The 23,029-nt window shown below is 40.6% G+C and carries 23 protein-coding genes and 1 pseudogene; 2 read left to right on the top strand and 22 right to left on the bottom strand.

All coding sequences use genetic code 11. From position 1 onward, the window contains the following. From SINDD18_RS08590 to SINDD18_RS08525, 13 genes are all read right to left on the bottom strand, one after another. Positions 1-953 (bottom strand): DEAD/DEAH box helicase (locus SINDD18_RS08590; protein WP_153014452.1); only part of this gene is annotated, 953 nt, incomplete at its 3' end. Positions 954-977: 24 nt separating this feature from the next. After that, positions 978-2,081: an alanine racemase gene (gene alr, locus SINDD18_RS08585; protein ID WP_061863834.1), complete on the bottom strand. Its 1,104-nt coding sequence runs from the start codon at positions 2,079-2,081 to the stop codon at positions 978-980. Beyond that, a complete protein-coding gene (gene acpS / locus SINDD18_RS08580) occupies positions 2,071-2,433 on the bottom strand; it encodes a holo-ACP synthase (RefSeq protein WP_061863854.1) in 363 nt (120 codons plus the stop codon). Before acpS ends, alr begins: the two co-directional genes overlap by 11 nt. A 45-nt stretch (positions 2,434-2,478) precedes the next feature. Continuing rightward, positions 2,479-3,510, bottom strand: coding sequence for a 3-deoxy-7-phosphoheptulonate synthase (locus tag SINDD18_RS08575; RefSeq protein ID WP_061863833.1), 1,032 nt, complete (start codon positions 3,508-3,510; stop codon positions 2,479-2,481). A 1-nt stretch (position 3,511) separates the two neighbouring features. Beyond that, complete coding sequence (locus SINDD18_RS08570; protein ID WP_000232201.1) at positions 3,512-4,543, bottom strand: 3-deoxy-7-phosphoheptulonate synthase; 1,032 nt, start codon at positions 4,541-4,543, stop codon at positions 3,512-3,514. A gap of 80 nt (positions 4,544-4,623) precedes the next feature. Then, positions 4,624-7,137: a preprotein translocase subunit SecA gene (gene secA, locus SINDD18_RS08565; protein ID WP_061863832.1), complete on the bottom strand. Its 2,514-nt coding sequence runs from the start codon at positions 7,135-7,137 to the stop codon at positions 4,624-4,626. A 667-nt stretch (positions 7,138-7,804) separates the two neighbouring features. After that, entirely contained in the window at positions 7,805-8,398 is a 594-nt protein-coding gene (locus tag SINDD18_RS08555; protein WP_049528841.1) for a LemA family protein, read from the bottom strand. Positions 8,399-8,436: 38 nt separating this feature from the next. Beyond that, positions 8,437-9,276, bottom strand: a complete 840-nt coding sequence (locus SINDD18_RS08550) for a TPM domain-containing protein (RefSeq protein ID WP_061863830.1) — start codon at positions 9,274-9,276, stop codon at positions 8,437-8,439. A gap of 430 nt (positions 9,277-9,706) precedes the next feature. Next, complete coding sequence (locus SINDD18_RS08545) at positions 9,707-9,985, bottom strand: DUF5960 family protein (protein ID WP_061863829.1); 279 nt, start codon at positions 9,983-9,985, stop codon at positions 9,707-9,709. Continuing rightward, positions 9,978-10,340 carry a hypothetical protein gene (locus tag SINDD18_RS08540; RefSeq protein ID WP_061863828.1) on the bottom strand — a complete coding sequence of 121 codons (363 nt, stop codon included), beginning with the start codon at positions 10,338-10,340 and terminating at the stop codon, positions 9,978-9,980. Before SINDD18_RS08540 ends, SINDD18_RS08545 begins: the two co-directional genes overlap by 8 nt. After that, entirely contained in the window at positions 10,337-11,752 is a 1,416-nt protein-coding gene (locus SINDD18_RS08535) for a Y-family DNA polymerase (protein WP_061863827.1), read from the bottom strand. The genes SINDD18_RS08540 and SINDD18_RS08535 overlap by 4 nt, the downstream gene beginning before the upstream one ends. Positions 11,753-11,755: 3 nt before the next feature. After that, a complete protein-coding gene (locus tag SINDD18_RS08530) occupies positions 11,756-12,442 on the bottom strand; it encodes an XRE family transcriptional regulator (protein ID WP_061863826.1) in 687 nt (228 codons plus the stop codon). A gap of 146 nt (positions 12,443-12,588) precedes the next feature. Beyond that, a complete protein-coding gene (locus SINDD18_RS08525) occupies positions 12,589-13,101 on the bottom strand; it encodes a GNAT family N-acetyltransferase (RefSeq protein ID WP_061863825.1) in 513 nt (170 codons plus the stop codon). A 139-nt stretch (positions 13,102-13,240) separates the two neighbouring features. On the opposite strand from SINDD18_RS08525, the pseudogene SINDD18_RS08520 reads away from it, so the two are divergent. Next, a pseudogene (locus tag SINDD18_RS08520) lies at positions 13,241-13,441 on the top strand (tyrosine-type recombinase/integrase); the annotation flags it as partial. Between the two features lie 106 nt (positions 13,442-13,547). Here SINDD18_RS08520 and rpsI read toward each other — a convergent pair. The 8 genes from rpsI to pbp2b all read right to left on the bottom strand — a co-directional run bounded on the left by rpsI (position 13,548) and on the right by pbp2b (position 21,277). Beyond that, positions 13,548-13,940 (bottom strand): 30S ribosomal protein S9, encoded by a 393-nt coding sequence (rpsI, locus tag SINDD18_RS08515; RefSeq protein ID WP_000075969.1) that lies wholly within the window; start codon positions 13,938-13,940, stop codon positions 13,548-13,550. Positions 13,941-13,958: 18 nt separating this feature from the next. After that, positions 13,959-14,405, bottom strand: coding sequence for a 50S ribosomal protein L13 (gene rplM / locus SINDD18_RS08510; RefSeq protein ID WP_001044622.1), 447 nt, complete (start codon positions 14,403-14,405; stop codon positions 13,959-13,961). 159 nt (positions 14,406-14,564) lie between these two features. Next, positions 14,565-15,272 carry a YwaF family protein gene (locus tag SINDD18_RS08505; RefSeq protein WP_060956192.1) on the bottom strand — a complete coding sequence of 236 codons (708 nt, stop codon included), beginning with the start codon at positions 15,270-15,272 and terminating at the stop codon, positions 14,565-14,567. Between the two features lie 120 nt (positions 15,273-15,392). Next, positions 15,393-16,004, bottom strand: a complete 612-nt coding sequence (locus tag SINDD18_RS08500; RefSeq protein WP_061863823.1) for an NUDIX hydrolase — start codon at positions 16,002-16,004, stop codon at positions 15,393-15,395. After that, entirely contained in the window at positions 15,991-17,364 is a 1,374-nt protein-coding gene (locus SINDD18_RS08495; protein WP_061863822.1) for a UDP-N-acetylmuramoyl-tripeptide--D-alanyl-D-alanine ligase, read from the bottom strand. Before SINDD18_RS08495 ends, SINDD18_RS08500 begins: the two co-directional genes overlap by 14 nt. A gap of 53 nt (positions 17,365-17,417) precedes the next feature. Continuing rightward, a complete protein-coding gene (locus tag SINDD18_RS08490; protein WP_061863821.1) occupies positions 17,418-18,461 on the bottom strand; it encodes a D-alanine--D-alanine ligase in 1,044 nt (347 codons plus the stop codon). A 166-nt stretch (positions 18,462-18,627) separates the two neighbouring features. Continuing rightward, the gene (gene recR, locus SINDD18_RS08485) at positions 18,628-19,224 is read right to left on the bottom strand and encodes a recombination mediator RecR (protein ID WP_036753812.1); all 597 of its coding nucleotides are present in this window, start codon (positions 19,222-19,224) and stop codon (positions 18,628-18,630) included. A 10-nt stretch (positions 19,225-19,234) separates the two neighbouring features. Continuing rightward, entirely contained in the window at positions 19,235-21,277 is a 2,043-nt protein-coding gene (gene pbp2b, locus SINDD18_RS08480; RefSeq protein ID WP_061863820.1) for a penicillin-binding protein PBP2B, read from the bottom strand. Between the two features lie 196 nt (positions 21,278-21,473). Here pbp2b and SINDD18_RS08475 point away from each other — a divergent pair, with 196 nt between their 5' ends. Beyond that, a complete protein-coding gene (locus tag SINDD18_RS08475) occupies positions 21,474-22,319 on the top strand; it encodes a MurR/RpiR family transcriptional regulator (protein ID WP_060956197.1) in 846 nt (281 codons plus the stop codon). Between the two features lie 504 nt (positions 22,320-22,823). Here SINDD18_RS08475 and SINDD18_RS11560 read toward each other — a convergent pair. Next, positions 22,824-22,952: a hypothetical protein gene (locus tag SINDD18_RS11560; RefSeq protein WP_261674130.1), complete on the bottom strand. Its 129-nt coding sequence runs from the start codon at positions 22,950-22,952 to the stop codon at positions 22,824-22,826. Between the last annotated feature and the right edge of the window lie 77 nt (positions 22,953-23,029).

The raw sequence follows: 23,029 nt of genomic DNA, 5'->3' as shown, positions 1-23,029 counted from the left end.
AAATGTTGCTCTGCAAGGATCTCTGTCGGAACCATTAGAGCTGCCTGATAACCAGCCGTTACAGCCGCGTACATCGCTAGACCCGCAACCACTGTCTTCCCACTACCGACATCCCCTTGTAAGAGTCGATTCATGTGTTGGTCCGACTTCATATCTGTCAGGATTTCTTGTAGACTTTTTTCTTGGGCTTTTGTTAAGGCAAAAGGCAATTCCTCTTTAACCGCAGTTAGTTTTTCCTGGGACCAATTCAGGACCAATCCACTTCCGTGAATCTTATTTTCAGACTTGAGGGTCTGTAATTGCATTTGGAAATAAAAGAGCTCCTCAAACTTGATTCGACGAAGGGCCTGTTTGTATTCTGCTAAATCCTTAGGAAAATGCATGGCACGAACAGCCTGACAGCGAGACATGAGTTTGTATTTATCGAGCAAGGACTGAGGGATATTTTCCTCTATCAAGAGATCTAGACCCTGGTCAAAGGCGGTTTTAATGACTTTAACAAGGCTTGCTTGACTAATTCCTTGAGCCAGACGATAGACCGGCTGGAGGTCATCTTCCACTTGGGCTAAAACCTTCATGCCTGTGAGACTAGCTTTAGCACGATCCCACTTTCCAAAGACAGCCAAGGTTGCTCCTAGCTCAATCTTGTCAGCCAGGTAGGGTTGGTTGAAGAAATTAACTGCAAAAACAACTTCTCCCTGTTTAAGGCTAAAGCGAAGACGATTGCGCTTAAATCCATAATACTGAACACTAGCTGGCGTTACCACCTGACCAGATAGGACAGCCTTTTCACCATCTTCTAGTTCTAGCACCTGCTTGGTCTTAAAATCTTCATAACGGAAAGGAAAGTAGAGCAAGAGGTCTTGCAAGTTTTCAATTCCTAGTTTGGCATATTTTTCTGCTGATTTGGGTCCCACACCAGGCAAGATATGTAAGGGTTGGTGTAAATTCATGCTACTCTCCTTTCCTTCTGTTTTTTAATAATATTCTCTCGGAATTCGATCACTGAGGAGACAAACTACCTCATAATTGATGGTTCCACGGTAAACCGCTACATCTGTTGCAGTAATCTCCTTGTCCCCGTTTGAGCCAATCAATGTTACCTTGGTACCCAATGGATAAAGCTTAGGCAAACGAATGGTGATTTGGTCCATGGATACACGTCCTACGATGGGGCACAATTGTCCATCCACCAGAACTGAGAAATTCTGCATATCTCGTGTCCAACCATCTGCATAACCTATCGGTACCGTTGCAATGACTTGCTCACCGTCTGCTTGATAAGTTGCTCCGTAACCCATACAAGCCCCAGCTGGGACTGTTTTAACATGAACAATAGCTGACTCCAAAGTTAAGGCTGTTTTTAGTTCATAAGGCAATTCCAAAACTTGTCCACTTGGATTGAGACCATACATGGAATCTCCCATGCGAACAGCACTGAAAATAGTTTCTGCATGCCATAGAGTCGTTGCGGAGTTACTAGCATGAACCAATTCTGGTACTTCTTGCAAGCCAGCAAGTATTTCCTTGAAACACTCTAACTGTTCCTTAAAATAGCTATCCGACTCTTCATCAGCAGTTGCAAAGTGTGTAAAGATTCCCTCAACATTTGCTCCATGCTCCTTGAGTAAAGTTTGAGCTTCTTCAGCCTCGCTTGCACTTCTAAAACCAATTCGTCCCATACCTGAGTCAATTTTAAGGTGAACAGTTAAACCTGATAAGTCTGACTCTGTGGCTATGAGTTTCTGGATCCATTCCAACCCAGCCACTGTCAAGGTAATATCAAAGTCTTTAGCCAATGAAAGAGATTCAACCTCAGATACTCCTAAAATAAGAATCTTCTTAGAAATTCCTGCCTGACGAAGCTCGATGGCTTCATCGATATTAGAAACGCAAAAACCATCGACATCATCCTGGATAGCTGTCGCGACAGCTACTGCACCGTGTCCATAGGCATTGGCTTTCACAACCGCCCATTTAAGAGCATCTTTAGGAATATGCGCACCCATTTGTTGGATATTATAGCGAATAGCACCTAGGTCAATGAGGGCCTTGGTTGGTCTATGTGGACTAGTTTTCATGATTTTCCTCCAAAATAACACTAGCTGTCACAAACTGATCTGTATGGCTTATTGATAGCCAAACATTTCCTGAAAACGGGGATTTGCTGAAGTAGGGAGCTCCTCTCTCATTGTTCAAGACTTCCAAATCCTGAAAGCCCAACTTACCAATCCCTGTCCCTAGAGCCTTGGAGAAGGCTTCTTTAGCTGACCAACGACCAGCCAGATACTCGATTTGTCTACGGCCTTTAAGACTAGTAAAGCGCTCCATTTCCTTGTCTGTCAAGACACGCTGGGCAAAACCTTCTCTTTTTTCAACTGCATTTTGTATGGAAGCTAATGCTTCGATATCAATTCCGTGTCCAACTATCATTTTCGTCAAAAAGAGTTGAGATACCCCCAACTCCATCCTTTTCACTTATTTTGTTAAGGTAGTATAGATTTCTTCTACCAGGGCTACTGTGTTTTCCCATCCTAGACATGGGTCTGTAATAGAGCAACCAAAGATTTCTGGTTGATTTTGTCGACCATCTGCCAAGTAGGATTCAATCATAAAACCTCGAACTGTCTTCTTGATCTTTTCATTCCAGTCACGGTTGAGCAGAGCCTGACGAACAATTCGAACTTGCTCCATATATTGCTTGCCTGAGTTATCATGGTTAGTATCAATCATGATAAAAGGATTTTCAAGACCCATAGACTCGTAACGTCCGATAGCATTTAAGAGAGTTTCATAGTAGAAGTTTGGTTCATTTTTCCCATATTCATTCATAGCTCCACGAAGGATAACGTGGGCCAGGGGATTACCTGAAGTCTCAACTTCTTGTCCATGGTAAAGAAATGTTTGCTTGTTTTGTGCAGCATAGATGGCATTAAACATAACAGATAGATTTCCTGAGGTTGGATTTTTCATCCCCACTGGTGCATCGATTCCTGAAGCTACAAAACGGTGTTCTTGGTCTTCGACTGAACGCGCACCCACAGCATGATAACTGACTAAATCGTCAACTAAGACAAGATTGGATGGATAAAGCATTTCATCCGCTGTAGTCAATCCAGTTTCTGTAATAACACGATAATGAAGCTGACGTACAGCCTGCAAACCATTAATCAAACTTGGTGCTTTAGAAGTGTCTGGTTGATGAACCAAACCCTTGTAGCCATCTCCATTGGTGCGTGGCTTGGCTGTGTATACACGCATGACCATGAAAATCTTATCCGCAACTTTCTTCTGTAAGTCTGCCAAACGGCGAGCATACTCAAGAACTGCTTCTTCATTGTCAGACGAACAAGGTCCAATGACCAATAAGATTCGGTCATCCTTTCCTGAAAGGATGTCTGCTAGTTCCTGGTCACGGCTTTCCTTATGTTGCAAGGCTTTTGCAGATAACTGTGTTTCCGCCTTAATCGCTTCAATATCGATTTCTTGACCTTTTTCAATAAATGCCATATTATTCTCCTAGTCTTTGGTAGATTTCGCGCACAAGAGCCTCAGTATTTTCCCATCCTAGACATGGATCGGTGATAGATTTCCCAAAGACCTCTGGTTCATTTTGACGACCGTCTTCTAGATAAGACTCAATCATGAAACCACGAACATATTTTTTAATCTTTTCATTCCAATCGCGGTTAATCAAGGTCTGACGAACGATGCGAATCTGATCCATATACTGCTTGCCTGAGTTATCATGGTTGGTATCAATGATGATAAATGGATTTTCAAGGCCCATCTTTTCATACTGGGCAATAGTATCCATCAAATTATCATAGTAGTAGTTAGGAATGTTTTTCCCGTATTCGTTAAGGGCACCACGGAGAATGGCATGGGATAGAGGATTTCCAGTAGTTTCGACTTCTTTTCCTAGGAAAAGAAAACTCTGCTTGTTTTGCGCTGCATAAATACCGTTGAACATGACATTGAGATTTCCAGACGTTGGATTTTTAAAACCTGTCGCAAAATCTGCTCCACTAGCTACAAAACGGTGTTGTTGGTCTTCAACCGAACGAGCTCCAACTGCCATATAAGAAATCAAATCATCTACCAAAGGAAGGTTCTCTGGGTACAACATTTCATCCGCTGTCGTCATTCCTGTCTCAGAAATAACACGGTAATGCAGGTGACGAACCGCCTTGATCCCATTGATGAGACTAGGTGCTTCTTTGGCATTTGGTTGGTGAATCAAGCCCTTATAACCATCACCATTAGTACGTGGTTTAGCAGTGTAGACGCGCATCACCATAAAGACGCGATCTTTGACTTCTTCTTGCAATTTTGCCAAACGCTTGGCATACTCAAGAACTGCTTCTTCATTGTCAGACGAACACGGACCAATCACTAACAAAATACGTTGATCCTCACCACGAATAATCGCTTCAAGTTCTTGATCGCGTTGTTGTTTATTGGCAAGTGCTTGTCCTTCTAATTTAGACAAACTACGAACTTCTTCAATATTAATTTTAGGGCTTTTTGCTGTAAATACCATCATTCATCTCCTTATAAAGCAAACGGACGCCAAGCGAAAATTCACTTTTCACTAGGCATCCGCCTGAAAATTAGTCATTCTTAACGTCGTTTACCATGACAGTTTTTAAATTTCTTACCAGATCCACATGGGCATAAGTCATTACGTTTTACTTGACTGAGATCCAAATCAGCTGGAAGATCTTTCTGTTGCGCAGCAATATTTCGAGTTGCTGTCGTACTGATATGATGTTCAGTTTGTGGTCGTTCTTGTTCATGAATTTGTGCTTTCATCATCAAGCGAGTCACATCAAACTCAATCGAACCAATCATATCATTAAACATACGGAAGCCTTCCGCTTGATATTCCACGACAGGGTTGTTTTGGGCATAACCACGAAGACCAACTGCATTTCTCAACTGATCAAGGGCATCGATATGGTCAGTCCACTTGTTATCTACAACACGTAGAATCAAGACTTTCTGGAATTCTTTCACAGCTTCTTCATCACGAAGTTTAGCAACTTGGCTATCGTAGACTTTCAATGCACGTTGGTATAGTTCATCCTTGATAGCTTGGTCAGACAAACCTTCTAGGTCTGAAAGTGAAATCGAATCTTCTGGGAGCAAGTTATACTTGGCAAAGTTCAAGATTGCTTCAAGTTTTTCATCTTGTTTAGAACGAGCATGCCCATCGACAATTCGTCCAATCGTACGACGAATCATGGCGTGAATTTCAGGAGCCAAGTCACGTTCTGCAGTGATAACATCATAGCGTTGTGCGTAAATGATCTCACGTTGTTCACGCATAACATCATCATATTGGAGGACTTGTTTACGAGTATCGTAGTTATTTCCTTCAACACGTTTTTGCGCTGCTTCGACCTGACGTGTCAACATACGAGATTCGATGGCTTCGTCAGACATGTTAAGACGTTCAAAGACACCCTTCAAGCGCTCTGAACCGAAACGTTTCATCAAATCATCTTCAAGAGAAAGGTAGAATTGTGACTCCCCTGGGTCTCCTTGACGTCCTGAACGTCCACGAAGCTGGTTATCGATACGACGACTTTCATGGCGTTCTGTACCAATGACACAAAGTCCACCAAGTTCACGAACACCTTCACCAAGCTTAATATCAGTACCACGACCGGCCATGTTGGTCGCGATTGTAACTGCACCACGTTGGCCAGCATTCATGATGATTTGAGCTTCTTTGTAGTGGTTCTTGGCATTCAATACTTCGTGAGGAACTCCTGCAGCTACCAATTTTTTAGAAATATAATCACTGGTTTCAACAGCAACAGTACCTACCAAGACTGGTTGACCTTTTTGGTAGCGAGCTTTTACATCTTCGACAACAGCCTTAAATTTAGCTTCAAGACTAGCAAAAAGTAAATCCGAATGGTCGATACGTTGAACTGGACGGTTTGTCGGGATTGGAATAACACGAATATTATAGATTTCGCGGAACTCCTCTTCCTCTGTCTTACCAGTACCTGTCATCCCTGACAATTTCTTATACATACGGAAAAGGTTTTGGTAGGTAATAGAAGCTGAAGTCTTGGTTTCATCTTGGATTGGCACACCTTCTTTGGCTTCAATCGCTTGGTGCAAACCATCAGAATAACGACGACCTTCCATGGTACGACCGGTAAATTGGTCGACAATCAAGATTTCCTGCTCTTCGCTGACCACATAGTCAATATCAAGAATCATGATGTAGTTAGCACGAAGGGCATTGTCGATAAAGTGAGTCAAGGCTACGTTTTCGATATCGTAGAGATTTTCTAGTTTGAAGTAGCTTTCAGCCTTGTCAATACCAGAATCAGATAGACCAATTGTCTTAGACTGAATATCAATGATATAGTCATCCTTATCCAAAGACTTCACAAAATGGTCTGCCATATGGTAGAGTTGGCTAGTTTCAACTGCATTGGCTCCTGAAACGATCAAAGGAGTACGAGCTTCGTCAATCAAGATAGAGTCAACCTCATCGACCAAGGCATAGTTGAGTGGACGTTGAACCATATTCTCCGCACGAACAACCATGTTATCACGGAGGTAGTCAAATCCAATCTCTGAGTTTGTTGAATAAGTGATATCACACTCATAAGCTTCTTTTTTCTCCATTGGAGATTTGGCTGCCAAGTTAATCCCTACTGACAAACCAAGCCATGAGTACAACTCACCCATCTCAGTCGCGTCACGTTCTGATAGATACTCATTGACCGTAACTACGTGTACACCTTTACCTGAAAGAGCGTTAAGGTATACTGGCATAGTCGCTGTCAAGGTTTTCCCCTCACCAGTACGCATCTCAGGAACGTCACCATGGTGAAGAACGATTCCTCCCATAACCTGAACCTTATAAGGGAAAAGACCAAGAACACGCTTAGCTCCCTCGCGTACAACAGCAAACGCCTCATACAAAAGTTGGTCAAGAGTCTCACCATTTTGATAGCGTTGTTTGAATTCTTCTGTTTTTGCTTTCAATTGCTCGTCTGTTAACGCAGCCATTTCATCTTCATATTTGAGGACTTTATCAGCCATCTTTTCTAGGCGGCGGAGTTCCCCTTTATCATTTTCGATGATTGTTTTTAGTAAATTTGCCATTTTTTTCCTTACTTTAAATTCTGAATATTTTAGAATGTTCTTTTTATTGTAGCATATTTGCCCAATTTTTTCAAGAAATATTCCGTTTTCCCTTAGGGCAAAAAAGGGCTAATCATCGAGATTAGTTCCTCTTAAAATTCCTACCCTTAGCTTCATTTTCCCCTAATTTAAACTTCTACTTAACTCAGCATTGAGAAACCAAGCATCCTTCAGTTATTAGGTACTAATTTCCTCAGTTCTCTCAAGGAAGATTAACCTTATTCTTTTCCAACTTCAGTTTTTTCATAAATTTTAGACAAGCATAGATTTTCCAGTCATTGACTAAAGATAAAAAGACTAAAACTATCCATATCAACCACCTAGCTAAATCCTTGGGTTCTAGTAAAATAAAATTAAATAAGATTAGCGAAAAAAGAGTGAAAGCTAGACTAAACAAGGTCATGAGAGGTAAATAAATCCAGTAAAAATAGTAAAGGAAGGAAAAGTGCTTACTTCCTGGTCGTACCTTCCTTTGCCAACTAAAAAAGAAAAAATAGGGCACTAAAATCAACAATTGTAGCAACTTCTCCATCTCATCACCTCCAGAACTGTTTCCTATTTTTATTATAGCAAAAAGACCTGGAAAGTAGTTTCCAGATCTTGCAATTCTTAGAAATAATCGACCAGTCTACTGTTTTGATGTAGAAGTACTAAAGTCAACCTTTGGAGCTATCTTGGCTTCTTCGCTTTCTTTGAAGGTTTCTGCTTCTTTAAAGTTCATCATATTAGCAAAGAGAACAGTTGGGAAGCTTCTTAATTTTTGATTGTAGTCAGTTGCTGCCTGGTTGTAATCCTTGCGGGCTACAAAAATACGATTTTCGCTTCCAGCCAACTCCGTCATGAGTTGTTCCACATTTTGATTGCTCTTAAGCTCAGGATAGTTCTCTGTCAACACAAGCAGGCGTGAAATAGCTGAACTCAACTCACCTTGAGCCTCTTGGTTTTCCTTTGAAGTAACAGAGCCATTCCCAATTTTTGCACGTGCTTCTGCAATCTGGGTGAAGACCTCTGTCTCATGGTTCATTTGTCCCTTTACAGACTCTACCAGATTTCCAATCAAGTCTGAACGACGTTGAAGAGCTGTCGCTACATTTGCTTGAGCTTGTTCTACCTTGGTCTGTTCGGAGACAAGACCGTTATAAGTACCTACAACCGAGCAACCTCCCAGCAAGATAATGGCTAGTAAAATGCTCAATACATAAATGATTCCTTTATTTTTCATATCTAAACCTACTCATTTCTTTAAATTTTATACTGACATTACCAATCATCAGATGAACCTCCACCATCAAAGCCTCCGCCGTCCCAGCCACCAGAAGAATCTGAACCTGAGTCTGACCAAGATGAATCCGAATCGGATGAGTCACTAAACCACCATCCTCCGTCAGAGGAATCTCCTCCTCGGCCACCGCCGCCTCCTCTAATAATGGCTATAAATACGATAATGAAATAAATGATTATCCCTACTCCAAACACATTGTCCATAGGGTCACTGTTCTTACGATGACTAGACGAGCTACTATTGCGACTCGATTTTTTCCCACTGATGCTATCAGAATAACGTTTGATTTTAGAGGATTCATCAGATGGAAATGTTCCACTTCCTCTATAAAACTGATTGTCCAAGCCTTTGGCAATCGCTAGAATTCCTTTACCATAGTCACCAGTTTTGAAATCTGTACGGCTGGCTGCCAAAATCTGCTTGGTTTGATAGTCCGTTATTCTAATGGCGGTGTTATTACTGGTTTCAATTCTCGATTTACGGTCTTGAACAGCTACTACAATGAGACTTCCAAAATTATCTCCTGAATAGCCAATCTTCCAAGCCCTGGCAGTTTCATTAGCCACCGTTTCAATGCTTTCTCCTTCCAGACTATCTACGATATAGACACCTATTTGGAGCTTTTCTGCCTTTTTACTATTAGCTTCATTCAAATCACGAATTTGTGTGATAGTGTCCTCTGTCAAATAGTGATTTGGATCGTAGATACCATAGTCTGGTTTTTCAGGTACTGTGAATGCTGATAAGAAGAGAAATACCATCAGCAATCCAAGGATACGCGCCAAGAAACTTTTCTTTAACAATCTATATTTTTTCATAATAACCTCCCTGTGCAAGGAAAATTGTTTAGAGAATTATAGCATTTTGATTTTTACAAAGAAAGTACATTTTCATTACAAATCTATGACAAGAACTAAGAAAATGATGTTTTTTTGATGACAAATCGGATTCTCTAGGATGCATTTTAAAATGCTCCTTTCATTCAAGCCCAGCTTTTACATTCATTAAAGAAACTAAAAAATCTACTGCCAATATTTTTTAACGCCCATCTACCTTCATTTCATTTGATTGTTCTTTCCTTACATCATTCTGCTCAATTAAGTCAGCACCAAATTTAAAATACACTAAGTCCTTAGCTAAGATTTCAGCAGCATAAACTAATTTTATGAATTTCGGCCTAGTATTTTTTCCTTTTTAGGATAAAATCTCTCGCTACAAATATATGTTTCATCTATCCTAGTATCTAAATTATCTATTCACATGCTTTTTATAGTGAAATTTTCTACATCCTACGCGATCATCTATCTCAAAATAATAATAATGATCTCTGCCATCTTTGGCATTTTCCTTGTTCAAGACAAAGTAGTTCTTTTGGTTGATGGCCATGGTTCGTAGAATGTCGTCAATCAGGAAAGTCAGGGGTACATTCATGGCAGAATACCTTTGAAAATCTTCCTCGAAACGAATGTAGTCATCTGAGAAATAATCCATCTGTAGTTTGTTTTCATAAAGCTCTTTTCTAGTCATGAACTCCCTCCTGACATAATTGGATTGCGAGAATATCATCTACCCTTATCAATCTATAACCCTCATCCGTTTTAACAGAGATTTCTTGAGGAAATAATTCTCTTACTTCACCCAATATCGTGCTTTTATGATTTTTCTCCTTGACCACAAAAGAGCCTTTTAGTCGTCCGACGTATAGCTGGGAAAGCAGTAACAACTTCTCAACTGGAGTCAAATCAGTCGACAAATCGACACGATTTTTTTCTTCACTGAGTGAACTCGTATGCTCCGATAAGAAAAATCCCATCCACTTCTGCATTCCTGGATCCTGGTAGTCCCTCGCGGATTGAAAAGGTAAGTAAGAACGATCAATCATTTGAGTCCATCTAATCCTCCAGCAGAATGCCCTCCGATCAGCTTACTTCTGGCAATACTTCTCGATGCATCCTCTAAGGCAGTCGCCTTCAAGAGAGAAGTAAATCCGAATTGCTCTCGAATAGAATCAATGGCCGTCTGGAGCCTTTCTTCTTTTTCTAGCTTATCAACATCATCAAAAAGGGAAATCAAAGCAAAGGATTCGTCCACAAATCCTGAATAACTGATGGCAACACTCCTAACAGCACCAGAAGTGTATTTACTATGGAATAATTTCAATACATAGCTAACCAAAATACTGGTGTTATTGGTCGGCTCAATCTTCATCTGGGTATGGATGGAGCGTTTTTGTTCCTGCTTAGAAAAACCAAGATGAATAGATACCACTGTCGCCTTTTTACTAGCTCTTCGAAGCCTGATAGCCACCTGCTCAGCCATCTCTCGGAGTATAATTTCGATATCTCGCTGCTTGACATAGTCTCTCGGTAAAATTTGCGAATTGCCTAGACCATGAGATTTTGGCTTATAGGGTTTATGAACATTACTCTCGTCAATCCCATTGGTATGAAACCATAAGCGAAGTCCAGCTTGGCCAAGTTCCTTCTTCAGGAAATCCGGATTGCTATTGGCTAATTCTTTAATCGAATGAATCCCCAAGTTATTCAAGCGCTTCTCCATCCGATGTCCAATCCCCCAAAAGTCGGTCATCTTTGGAATGGACCAGACCTTATCTTCCACATCTTGATAGGACCAGTTGGCCCTCATGGTCGGTGTGTGCTTGGCTTCATTATCCAAGGCCAACTTGGCAAGCAAGGGATTGGCATTAGACATACCCACCGTCGAGTAAATCCCCGTCTGCCGCCAGATGTCCCTCTGGATACGAGCCGAGAGCATATCCAGCTTATCTTTGCGAGAAATCTGCTGATCTGGGACAAAATAATTGAGCGAACTAGTCAAATCGATAAAACCTTCATCAATAGAGTAGGGATAAATATCATCTGGACTGCCATAATTCTGAAAGATTCGTTGGATTTCCATATTGACCGCGATATACTTATCCATCCGAGGAGGGACAATCACGGTCACCCGAGCCCAGTCTTCGATAAATTTCACATAGTCTGAGTCTGTCCGCAAGCCTTGTTTCTTGGCATTGTAGTAGGAAAATTTACGCGTCTTAATATCAAAGGGGAGGTCATAAGCACGGCCTACATTTGCTTTCCCAAAAACCTTTTTAAACATAGGCGAGGAGGCAAGAATAAGCCCAACAGAATTATCCGCTCGACTCATGACACAAAGGGATGTTTTGAGAGGATGGAGTCCTCTTTCCACACACTCAACACTGGCATAAAAGGACTTCATATCGACAAAGGCAATATCACTTTTGGGCTCTCTGGAATAATCAAAGTAGCCCATAGACTACCCCTCCATCGGTACGAAGTTACCCACGATAATGCCCACAATCCGTGGATCTTCCTCATAAGAGATGAAAATATCCTTGTATTTAGGATTGATGGAGACCAGACGCAAGCCATCTTCCTCTCGATAGACCCGCTTGATATAGGTCTGGTTGTTACAAACCACTGCATAGACAGCACCGTCATAATCAAATCCAGTCTCTCGAATCAGAGCCACTGAACCATTTTGATACTTGGGTTCCATAGAATCCCCAGAGACCCAGGAAGCAAAATCGTGAGCTAGTTCCTCATTGAAGTAAACCGTATCAAAATTCCGATCATCATAGACCGAAGCTCCGATACCAGCTGACATGCGTTCATAGACATGATACTCGAAAAGTTTTTCTGGCATGGCCGTTACCTTCTTAGCTTGTTCTTCTTGAACCAGGTTGCGAGCATAGACTACCACCTTTTCTTTCCCTTGGCTAGAGAGGCTATTATAGAGACGGACAATCTCAATTTGGGTGAAATAACCTTTTGGTACTTTTAAAATCTCTTCTAGTTGTGAAACCTTCTCTTTAGAAGGCTCCTTGACACCACGTTCCCAAGCCGAATAAGCCTGAAAACTAATGCCAAGCTGCTCTGCAATTTCCTTCTGTGTTAGCTTTAGCTCTTTTCTCCGAGCCTTAAGTTTTTCTGGTTGGTACATGACTTCCCTCCTAGTGTGATGCTTTCATCGAAGGTTGACTTTATTTTAAAAACTCAACCATTTTGGTTTAGTTTTATTATATAAAAAAAGCAGACGAATGTCTACTGGGAATGTTGAGTTTTGGCAAACGACTGATAATGATGATGCTATAGATTCCTTATCTCAAATACTGCCGTATGAATCCACTCGTTATGCATTTGAAAGTCATTTTCTATGATTTTACTAAAGGTGAAACCATTTTTTAAAAGCACTCTCTGAGAAGCCAGATTGCCCGTTGCCGTTCCTGCGATAATCTTATGTAAACCATAAGTAGTAAAGGCCTTGTCTAAAACGAGTTTAACCGCTTCGCTTGCATATCCTAAATTAGTAACATTTTCTCCAATCCTATATCCAAGTTCTGCTGTTTTTCTATCCTTCCCTAAAACACTTAAATTGATTCTTCCGACCATAATGCCTTGTACATCTCTAATAAGATGCATGTAGATATCATGATTCTCTTGTTCCCTTAACAATTCCCTTGTAATTTCTTTAAAACCTTCTAAGTCAAAATAGTGAGCTGGTCTAGGAGGTAAACTTCGCTCAAAATACTCCCGATTTTCTTTTTCAAAAGAATAAACATCTATGCTATTTTCTTCAGACATCAACTCTAAACTTATCATTCTAAACTATTTCCTATCATTCTCTAAACTCAAATTTACTCATGTTCACACAAAGTGACATTTACAAAATTTAAAGAGATATCTTAATTTTTTCATATCGTATCTACATTATAACACAACATACTATGAAGAAAAATAATATCCAAGGTTAAAACACATTTCACCTCATAAATTACGACATACAGGAGCAACACTTGCTAAACAAGCAGGAATGAGTTTAGAAGCCATTTCTGAAGCATTGACTCATAGCGATACAGGTACAACTCAGATTTATGTCAATACTTCTAATGTAGTTCCTATAGCAGTTGGTGAATTTGCTTTAAAGTCTCTAAAACAATAAGGTAAAAATAAGGTGAACTTTGAGGTAAACTTTTTAAAAAAACACGAAAAAAGCACCCATAAGGTAAACTTTTGAGTGCTTTGAAACGTTGATAGTATCGTACTGATTAACGTTTACTAAATTGTGAAGCTTTACGAGCTTTCTTAAGACCTGGTTTCTTACGCTCAACTTTACGTGAGTCACGTGTAAGAAGTCCTGCGCGTTTCAATGAATCGCGGAAGTCTGGGTCTACTTGAAGAAGGGCACGAGCGATACCGTGACGGATAGCTCCTGCTTGACCAGCGTATCCACCACCTACAACGTTAACGAAAACGTCGTATGAACCTACAGTTGAAGTAACTGCGAATGGTTGGTTGATTACAAGACGAAGGTCAGCGTGTGGGATGTACTCTTCAACATCTTTTTTGTTAACAGTGATTTTACCAGTTCCTGGAACAAGGCGAACGCGTGCAACAGCGTTTTTACGACGTCCAGTACCTGCATATTGTGCTTGTGACATACTTTATTGTTCCTTTCCTTAGATAAGTCCTGAAATATCAAGAACTTCTGGTTGTTGTGCAGCGTGAGTGTGCTCAGCTCCAACGAATACTTTCAATTTCATACCTTGAGCGCGGCCAAGAGTATTGTGTGGAAGCATACCTTTAACTGATTTCTCGATCAAACGTACTGCATTTTTAGAACGAAGTTCACCAGCAGAGATTGATTTCAATCCACCTGGGTGGTTTGAGTGAGTGTAGTAGATCTTATCAGATGCTTTTTTACCAGTCAATTTAACTTTTTCAGCATTGATAACGATTACGAAGTCACCTGTATCAGTGTGTGGTGTGAATGTTGGTTTGTTTTTTCCGCGAAGTACGCTAGCAACAACTGCTGAAAGGCGTCCAAGAGGTACATCAGTTGCGTCAACAACGTACCATTTGCGTTCTACTTGGCCTGGTTTAGCCATGAATGTAGTTTTGTTCATGATTTCTCCTATATGAATATCGTTTTTGTTTACAGGGCGGATGTTCCGGTCCGCAAGTTATTTGAAAGGTTCCGGGGCCTTACAAATGGGGTAAACAATACCGTCTACTATTGTATCAAAATTCTCAGATAAAAGTCAAGAGATTGGGAAAATATTTTTTTATTTCTGCCAGATTCTCAATCTTTTTTCTTCTTGTTCCTGAAGGATTGTCTGAAAAATTTTAGAGACTAAATAAATGGCACAAGTCAGGAATAGCGTAACCACTAGATAATTGATCAAACGACCGTGGTCTCCAACCAATGGCGGTTTTGTCAAAAAGCCATAATCTCCACCCGTCATTAGATTGACCACAAAGATCACAGCATTCAGTGAAGATGTGATGATTAGGGTTCGTTTGAAGTCCAATAAGCTAGCATCGTAGTCCTTCAAAAGATAAATCAAGGAATTTCCAAGGAGGGCTAGGTGTCCGAAAATAAAGGACAGGATAGCGATGTGGGGGAAGGGATAGGGATCTGGCACTGGATAAACAAAGGCTGCCAAAGTCCCAAAGGTTCCTAGCACAGCAAAATACTGTTTGACTCTAGAAACACCAGGAAGCAAAAGCACTATAAACATTGCCAGACGGCAATGATAAAAGGGTAGACTTTCTGTCAAAGGCATCTGATTTACCAAATACCAGCCGTAAAGTAGAATTAATTGAACGGCCTGTAAAATCTGGAAAAATCGTTGACAAACTTTTTTCTCACCATAACGATAGGCAAGAAATACAGTCAATGCCAATAAAGTAAATAGACTTCCATACCAAAGAAGATCAAATTGGGGTGGCTCCGTCGGCTGCGTGCTAAATAAAGCATCCCAAACATTCATGTAACTTTCCTCATTTTCATATAAGCAGGCCTCTTACTCATCTCTATAGAGCCTAGCTTACATTTATTTCATATAATTTTGTGTAAAAGAAACTGTCGATCTTAATATAAAATAAAACTTCTAATCGACATATTGTTCCCGCTCACCCTGATAGACCTGCCATAGAATTTCCATTTGTTCTTGGGTTATTCGTTTTTCAGATAGGGGTGGGAGATTCTTGATATCAAAAAATTCAAGTTCTGCAATTTCTTGGTTTTCTTGAAAATGTCCATCCAATAACTGACAGTCAAAGACGAACTTGGCATACTGCTTGTTCTGAAGTTGAAAGCGATTGGTATCAAAAACTGCCAATAAAGAGCCTACTTCTGCCGAAAATCCTGTTTCTTCCTGAACTTCTTTTCGGATATTTTCCTTGGGAGAATATCCTACCTCGCCAAAGCCACCAGGTAATGCCCAAGTATCCTCTCCTTGCCCTCTAACCAGGCAAATCTTCTGATTTTGAACAATCCATGCCCTTACATCCATCAAGGGCGTTGCATAGCTACCTGTTGGTTTTAAAATTGCAGTCAATTCCTCTTGATCGAGCTCCGTTTGATCCTGCAAGACACTCCATAAAATCTGACGTAAATCCTCATAACGTTCACGGTCATAAGGATCCTTTGAATAGGTCAACCCAGTATCAGTGATAGCTAACATTCTCTGAATAGCTTTGGCGAAATCAGTTGTGCTCATTTTCTAGGCTTTCTACTAGCTTGGCTAGATTCATAGAGTTCGAACCTTTAAGCAGAATCTGGTCATGTGCGCCAAGACTTTCCTTGACCTGCTTAACCATGGCTTCAAACTGGTCCTCATCGGCTGTTTTCTTGAAGTAGTACACATGACCGATTGGGAACATTTGACTGGCTAATTGAGCCAATTCAGCAATGTCTTCACCGTAAAAAATAACAGTATCAAGGGCATCGGGTGTAATGCTCAAAATCATTTGATTATGAAGTTGAACAGACTGATCTCCAAGTTCTTTCATATCCGCCAGAACTGCGAGTTTCTTGCCACCTTTATTGGCTGGGATGGCAGAAAACGTTTCTAAAATCAACTTCATGGCAGTTGGATTGGCATTGTAAACATCTGATAAGATATCCGCACCGTTGGCTGCTTTTTTCCACTCGGTACGATTGCGGGTCAATTCTAGATTTTGGAAGACTTGACGGATTTGCTCTTCAGTCACTCCTTCTTGAAGAGCAACATAAGATGCGATCATAGCATTAGTCGCATTGTACTTACCTGTTACTGGCAAGTCAAGAGCCTGCTCTAAGAAATTGGCCTTGAAGGTTAAGCTATCCTTACGCTCAATCAATTCTGTAATTTCGAGTTCTGCACCTGGACCAAAACGAACTACTTTTTGATCAGCAGGCAGATAATCCTCTACAATAGGATCAGCTGGCGCCAAAAGTAAGGAACCCTTTTCCATCCCATCAGCGATTTGTAATTTACCTTTTGCAATTTCAGAACGGTCCTTAAAGAAAGCCAGATGAGCTTCTCCAACCAAGGTCACGATAGCTGTCTTTGGATGAGCTAATTCAGACAAAAGATGGATATCTCCTAGGTGATCCTGCCCCATTTCCAAGACCAGCTTTTCGGTATCATCTGGCATATGAAGAACTGTATAAGGTAATCCAATCTCGTTATTGTAATTTCCTTGCGTTTTGTAGGTTTTAAAGCTTGTAGAAAGCAAATGAGCCAACATATCCTTGGTCGTAGTCTTCCCATTTGAACCTGTGACAGCAAAGACATCGACACTAGTCTTTTGAAGATAATAGGCCGCAAGTGCTTGAAAGGCTGTTAAGACATCTTCTACCAAAAGATAAGGATGGTTTGCTACTTCCTTTTCTGATAAGGTTAGAACTGCGCCATTTTCAAAAGCTGTCTCGATAAAGTCATGACCATCACGCGCCCCCTTGAGTGGCACAAATAAATCCCCAACTCCAATCAAACGGCTATCAAATTCTGCCTTGACCAGTGGACTATCCACATAGCTAGTCACATCATTTTTTGCACCGACGACACGCGCAACTTCGTGAATCGTAAGTTTCATATTTACTCCTTTAAAAAGGGGCAAGGAGTCCTTCCCCGCCCTTATAGCTATCTTTACAATAGGTGCGCTTCACGTTTATTAAAGCTTTCTTTAGCAAGGTCAACCAAACGCTCGATTAGTTCTGGATAGCTAATCCCCATATTGTCCCAAAGCAAGGGATACATAGACCATTGGGTAAATCCAGGCATAGTGTTAAGCTCGTTTAGGAAAACTTCTCCCTTATCTGTATAGAAGAAATCGCAACGTGATAAGCCAAGTCCACCAATAGCACGGAAGGCAGTTTCTGCATTTTTACGCATGACTGCTACTACATTGTCACTAATCTTGGCTGGAATATCCATCGTAATCTTGTTATCGATGTATTTGGCTTCATAGTCGTAAAAGGCTACGTCTTTGACAACTTCACCAGGTAGCGTGCTCTTGACATCATAGTTTCCTAAAAGACCAACCTCGATTTCACGTGCATTGACTCCTTGCTCTACCAAGACACGACTATCGTACTTGAAGGCAAGCTCTAAAGCTTGATGGAGTTCTTCTTTATTTTCAGACTTAGAAATACCGACACTAGAACCCATATTGGATGGTTTGGTAAAGACTGGGTAGGTTAATTTATCCTCAACTTCTGCAATCTTAGAAGCCAAGTCATCCCCTTCAACGATGGCTACATAAGGGACTTGGGCAATCCCAGCAGATTCCAAGACACGTTTAGTCGTGATTTTGTCCATAGCAAGGCTTGAAGACAAGATGTTGCAACCGACATAAGGCATTTTCAAGACTTCTAGGAAACCTTGAACGGAACCGTCTTCTCCCATAGGTCCATGAAGAACTGGAAAAACAACTGCACCTTCTTCGTAGATGGCACTTGGAGCAATTTTCTTGTCCCAATCAATCGTTTCATTGGTCATGAGACGTTCATCTTGGCCAGGAGTTTGGGTAAATTCTTGGGTTTTGATAAAATCACCAGACTGGCTGATAAAGAAAGTTTTGACTTCAAAACGGTCATAGTTAACCGCACGCATGACACTCTCAGCTGACAATACAGAGACTTCACGTTCTGCACTGCGTCCACCATATAATAGAATAATTGTTTGTTTCATATGATTGTCCTATTTCTACTAGAATACTCGCTTTTTAGTATATCACATTTGTTTATTTTTTTAAACTTGAATAGCACAAAAGAGACTGGATTAAAAATAAATCCAGTCTCTTGATTTCTTATATATCGTATCTACTAGCTAATTGCCTGTTCTATATCCTTACAGACTAAAGTTCTGTACGATTTTCGATGGCTCTTAGGAGCGTTACTTCGTCCGCATATTCGATATCTGCTCCTACTGCTAGACCTCTTGCTAGACGAGTAACCTTAATCCCTGCAGGTTTAAGTAGTCGAGAGATATACATGGAAGTCGCTTCACCATCAGCAGTCGCATTGGTGGCCACGATGACCTCTGAAACTTCACTCTCCATGAGGCGAGTCATGAGACTTTTCAGATTGATATCATCGGGACTAATCCCATTCATAGGGGAAATCAAACCGTGTAAAACATGGTAAAGTCCGTGGTATTCTTGGATGTTTTCCATAGCAGCAACATCTCGGCTATCCTCCAGAACCAGAATCGTAGACTGGTCACGGCTAGGATCGGTACAGATAGAACAAGGATCGTCATCTGTCAAGCGTCCACAAATAGAGCAATAGGTCAATTCTCGCTTGGCTGCAAGAAGATTTTTTGCAAATTCATTGACGTCATCATCCGACATCCCAATGGTATAAAAGGCCAGTCGGGTTGCTGTCTTAATCCCGATACCCGGAAGTTTAGAATAACTGTCAATCAGCTTAGCTATAGGTGTTGGGTAAAGCATGGCTTCCTTTCTAGTTCATTGGATGGTGTTGGTTGTATAGATTGATAATGTCGCGAGCAATCGAAGGTCCGACACCATTAGTTAGATTCGTATTATGCGGGAATACAACTGCGACTGCAATCTGCGGATTATCGGTTGGCGCATAGGCCACAGCATTAGTGTTGTTGGCTTTCTGACCACCATTCACGTAACTTTCGGCTGTACCAGTTTTCCCACTGATGGAGACTGCTGCACCATTTGAAAAGGCACGACCTGTCGTAAGAGCACTTGTCCCGTGCGATACTTGGTAAAAGCCTTGTTGCAAGATAGACATATCAGACTCAGAAATATTGATTTTATTCATTTCGGTGCTAGTTGTTTGCTGAATCAAATTTCCTAGACCACCTTGCTCATTATTATCATAGACTCCTTCTACGATATGAGGAGCCAGGCGAACACCATTATTAGCGATTGTTGCCACATACTGGGCCAACTGCATTGGTGTGTAGTTATCAAACTGTCCAAAAGCATTGTACAGATAATTAGCCAAATCAAAGTTTTTAGGAATAAATCCTGTTGATTCCTCTGGCAAATCAATCCCTGTAGCAGCACCCAAACCATACTCACCAAAAGTTGCGCGTAGTTTTCCCATAGCAGACTCTAGTTGGTCGGTCTTAACTGTCATATCCGGTTGATAGGTTTGCCCCATCATTCCTAGGGCAGTCTGAATCATATAGGTATTGGATGAGTATTCCAAAGCCTCGACTGCTGTAATCGGGAAGGAACCGTAAGCAAGAGTATACCAAGAATTGATAGCTGGGGATCCTTGGAAAACGATTGGCTGGTCTGTCAAGGTCTGGTTCCCCTTAAGAACACCATTTTCCCATCCCGAGCTGATAGTAGCCGCTTTAACGACAGAACCTGGAACAAAGACATTGGTCACAGTCCCCAGTGAGTCAGAGGTCAATTCACCCGTTTCCAGATTATGTTTAATCCCTGACATAGCTAACACAGCACCAGTCTTAGGATTGAGCGCTACTGCATAGACACCTTCAGAATATTTTGCTCCACCATTTGATAGTTCCGAACTGAAGTAATTTTTCAGAAGATTATCCACACTGTCTTGGAAGGTCAAATCAATGGTCAATTTAATGTTTTTACCCTTGCTTCCTTCTTCGACATTTTCCACACTCTCCATATCGCCATATTTATCGAGATGGATTTCTTTTACGGTGCGCTTCCCTTGTAAAACCTCTTCGTATTGTTTCTCCAGATAAGAAGTTCCAACACGGTCATTAAGTGAATAGCCTTTTTGCAAATAAGCATCCACATCCTCAGCTGGAAGACCTGATTTCTCACTAGAGACACTTCCAACGATAGATGAAAGCGAGGTTTCTAAAACCTTTCTATCCCACGAAGTTGAAATGCTAATACCAGGTAATTCCTTGGAAGCCGAAGCAATGATGGCCACCTGTGTGTCACTTAAGGGATCTGTTTGAATATTCCCTGTCGCAAAATTACCAACTGCATTGAGCTGGTTAAAGAGGTAGATAACCTTCTTTTCATCCTCTGAATAGTTCAGTTGATCAGAAGTGATACTCTCAGCAGCATTGTTATAAAGTTGAGCTTCAGACAACTGATTTCCATCAGAATCAAAACGTTTATCCTTAGGAAGAGCCTCTACCGTTTTTTTATAGACAGCTGGATCTGCTAGATAATAATCAGCCATTTGACGTTCTGTCAAATCTGGCGAGGTAACTGTTACATACGTTAAGAGTTTAGTGGAAATATCCTTTAAATCAGTAGCTGTCATCTTATTGCTTCGTGTGAAAGCCACGACTTGTTTAACAGTATTTTCTACCAAGGGTTTTCCCGCCGCGTCATAAATTTCTCCACGAGCAGAGCCCGTTGTTACCCTAGTTTGGCTAGCAGATGCTAGCTTAGCTTCATAAAAATCCTTGTTCAAAACTTGCATATAGAGCAAGCGACCAATGATGGTCATGAAAAGCAAAATAACGATTGCAAACAATAAATTAAGCCGGATCGGTATCGAATGGCTATTGAATTTTCTCATACAAGTCAGTCTCATTTCTAATCAAAATCTCAATCTCCATTGTACCATAATTTGAAGAGAAAATTATGGAAAAAGAAAAGACTTTTCCTTTTTATCCCAAAAACAAAGCAACTGTGGTATAATAGAAGTAAGCGCTATTTTATTTGTTAGCTTTTATTGACAAATAATGTTTAACAAATAACTACAAAGGAGTCCCATGAACAAGCCAGACATCTCTACGATTATTGATCTTCACTTTGAAGAAATGACCGATTTAGAGCAAGAGATTGCCCGCTATTTTTTGCAGGCAGATACCATTCATGATGACTTGTCTTCTCAGCAGGTCACTCAAAAACTTCATATTTCACAGGCGGCACTCACTCGTTTTGCCAAAAAATGTGGCTTTACAGGTTATCGGGAATTTATTTTCAAATACCAGCAACAAAAGGATACCCTTTCCGTTCCACAACAGGATATGAATCCTTTGACACAAAGAGTCTTGAGAAGCTATACAAATATCCGAGAAATGACACAAGAATTGATTGATGATGACCAACTGGAGCGCATTGCCCAAATGATTGATCAATCAGAACGCGTCTATTTTTTTGGGACTGGAAGTTCTGGCCTCGTTGCGCGTGAGATGAAATTGCGTTTCATGAGACTTGGAGTCGTTTGTGAGGCTTTGACAGATCCAGATGGTTTCGCCTGGACAACCAGTATCATCGATGAAAAATGTTTGGTCTTTGGTTTCTCCCTTTCAGGAACAACTCCATCCATCATTGACAGTCTACTAGACGCTCAAGATATGGGGGCTAAAACTGTTCTTTTTACTAGTACGCCTAGCAAGGAAACTCAGGCATTTACAGAAACTGTACTGGTAGCAAGCCAGAGTCAGGCTTCCTATATCCAACGCATCTCTGCCCAACTCCCTATGTTGATTTTAATCGATCTACTCTATGCTTATTTCCTAGAAATTGATCGTGAAAGTAAAGAAAAAATCTTTAACAGTTATTGGGAAAATAAAAAACTAAATGGCTATCGTAGAAATAGAAGGTCTAGATAAGCCTTCATCCCTATCAAGTGAACAAGCATATGAGCAACCAGCGATTAAAGTCGCTGGTTTTTAGTTTGCTCAAGTCCTATAACTAATGACTTATGCACATAGAACTCTACACCTGCTACCTTCTATAAAAAGTCTCTATAAGTCTCTAAAGTTCTATAGTTAGTTGGTTTAAAAACTGTAGGGTTTATAGAGATTTGTAATGATAGATAAAACAGCCCATAGTAAGATATCACCTATGTTTGAAATTTATAGTGCATATAGATTAAGGTAAACCTCATTATACTTCTCCCTTATGAGTATATTCTTAAAAGATGATTAAAGAGTTTTTCAAAAATTAAATCCCCCTTAAACTTGAGCAAGTCAAACCTATCACCTTACTTCATCTAAAGAAACGCCATTCCCAAAATTTTCAATGCCGAAAATTCCTAGTATTCGACTCACCTATCGAAAATAAAACTTACCAAACATCAACTCTAGTTTGATAAAAAGAGAACTCCCTCTCTACTAAAAACTTTCTTTAGGTTCTTCCTTTTGTTGTGATTTATGAGGAGCTTTAGCTCGTAGAAAGACTTTTTGTTTTGGTAATGCATAAAAAGAGGCTGGGTAAAGATCTTTAAAATCAGAAAAACGCATAATATCAGATATTCAAAAACCTTGATATTATGCGTTTTATGTTGAAAAGATTTTCTAAATGTTATCCCTAAAGTGGG

Origin of the sequence: Streptococcus infantis, from assembly GCF_001579645.1 — a bacterium.
GTDB classification, from domain to species: Bacteria; Bacillota; Bacilli; order Lactobacillales; family Streptococcaceae; genus Streptococcus; species Streptococcus infantis_E.
Note: the sequence above shows the minus strand (reverse complement) of the source record. Positions and strands in the feature narration are given on the sequence as shown.

What these genes read in the sequence shown, in the direction of transcription:
- alr (WP_061863834.1), bottom strand. Translation starts at nt 2,081, where the DNA reads ATGAAAACTAGTCCACATAGACCAACCAAGGCCCTCATTGACCTAGGT.
- acpS (WP_061863854.1), bottom strand. Translation starts at nt 2,433, where the DNA reads ATGATAGTTGGACACGGAATTGATATCGAAGCATTAGCTTCCATACAA.
- SINDD18_RS08575 (WP_061863833.1), bottom strand. Translation starts at nt 3,510, where the DNA reads ATGGCATTTATTGAAAAAGGTCAAGAAATCGATATTGAAGCGATTAAG.
- SINDD18_RS08570 (WP_000232201.1), bottom strand. Translation starts at nt 4,543, where the DNA reads ATGGTATTTACAGCAAAAAGCCCTAAAATTAATATTGAAGAAGTTCGT.
- secA (WP_061863832.1), bottom strand. Translation starts at nt 7,137, where the DNA reads ATGGCAAATTTACTAAAAACAATCATCGAAAATGATAAAGGGGAACTC.
- SINDD18_RS08555 (WP_049528841.1), bottom strand. Translation starts at nt 8,398, where the DNA reads ATGAAAAATAAAGGAATCATTTATGTATTGAGCATTTTACTAGCCATT.
- SINDD18_RS08550 (WP_061863830.1), bottom strand. Translation starts at nt 9,276, where the DNA reads ATGAAAAAATATAGATTGTTAAAGAAAAGTTTCTTGGCGCGTATCCTT.
- SINDD18_RS08545 (WP_061863829.1), bottom strand. Translation starts at nt 9,985, where the DNA reads ATGACTAGAAAAGAGCTTTATGAAAACAAACTACAGATGGATTATTTC.
- SINDD18_RS08540 (WP_061863828.1), bottom strand. Translation starts at nt 10,340, where the DNA reads ATGATTGATCGTTCTTACTTACCTTTTCAATCCGCGAGGGACTACCAG.
- SINDD18_RS08535 (WP_061863827.1), bottom strand. Translation starts at nt 11,752, where the DNA reads ATGGGCTACTTTGATTATTCCAGAGAGCCCAAAAGTGATATTGCCTTT.
- SINDD18_RS08530 (WP_061863826.1), bottom strand. Translation starts at nt 12,442, where the DNA reads ATGTACCAACCAGAAAAACTTAAGGCTCGGAGAAAAGAGCTAAAGCTA.
- SINDD18_RS08525 (WP_061863825.1), bottom strand. Translation starts at nt 13,101, where the DNA reads ATGATAAGTTTAGAGTTGATGTCTGAAGAAAATAGCATAGATGTTTAT.
- rpsI (WP_000075969.1), bottom strand. Translation starts at nt 13,940, where the DNA reads ATGTCACAAGCACAATATGCAGGTACTGGACGTCGTAAAAACGCTGTT.
- rplM (WP_001044622.1), bottom strand. Translation starts at nt 14,405, where the DNA reads ATGAACAAAACTACATTCATGGCTAAACCAGGCCAAGTAGAACGCAAA.
- SINDD18_RS08505 (WP_060956192.1), bottom strand. Translation starts at nt 15,272, where the DNA reads ATGAATGTTTGGGATGCTTTATTTAGCACGCAGCCGACGGAGCCACCC.
- SINDD18_RS08500 (WP_061863823.1), bottom strand. Translation starts at nt 16,004, where the DNA reads ATGAGCACAACTGATTTCGCCAAAGCTATTCAGAGAATGTTAGCTATC.
- SINDD18_RS08495 (WP_061863822.1), bottom strand. Translation starts at nt 17,364, where the DNA reads ATGAAACTTACGATTCACGAAGTTGCGCGTGTCGTCGGTGCAAAAAAT.
- SINDD18_RS08490 (WP_061863821.1), bottom strand. Translation starts at nt 18,461, where the DNA reads ATGAAACAAACAATTATTCTATTATATGGTGGACGCAGTGCAGAACGT.
- recR (WP_036753812.1), bottom strand. Translation starts at nt 19,224, where the DNA reads ATGCTTTACCCAACACCTATAGCTAAGCTGATTGACAGTTATTCTAAA.
- pbp2b (WP_061863820.1), bottom strand. Translation starts at nt 21,277, where the DNA reads ATGAGAAAATTCAATAGCCATTCGATACCGATCCGGCTTAATTTATTG.
- SINDD18_RS08475 (WP_060956197.1), top strand. Translation starts at nt 21,474, where the DNA reads ATGAACAAGCCAGACATCTCTACGATTATTGATCTTCACTTTGAAGAA.
- SINDD18_RS11560 (WP_261674130.1), bottom strand. Translation starts at nt 22,952, where the DNA reads ATGCGTTTTTCTGATTTTAAAGATCTTTACCCAGCCTCTTTTTATGCA.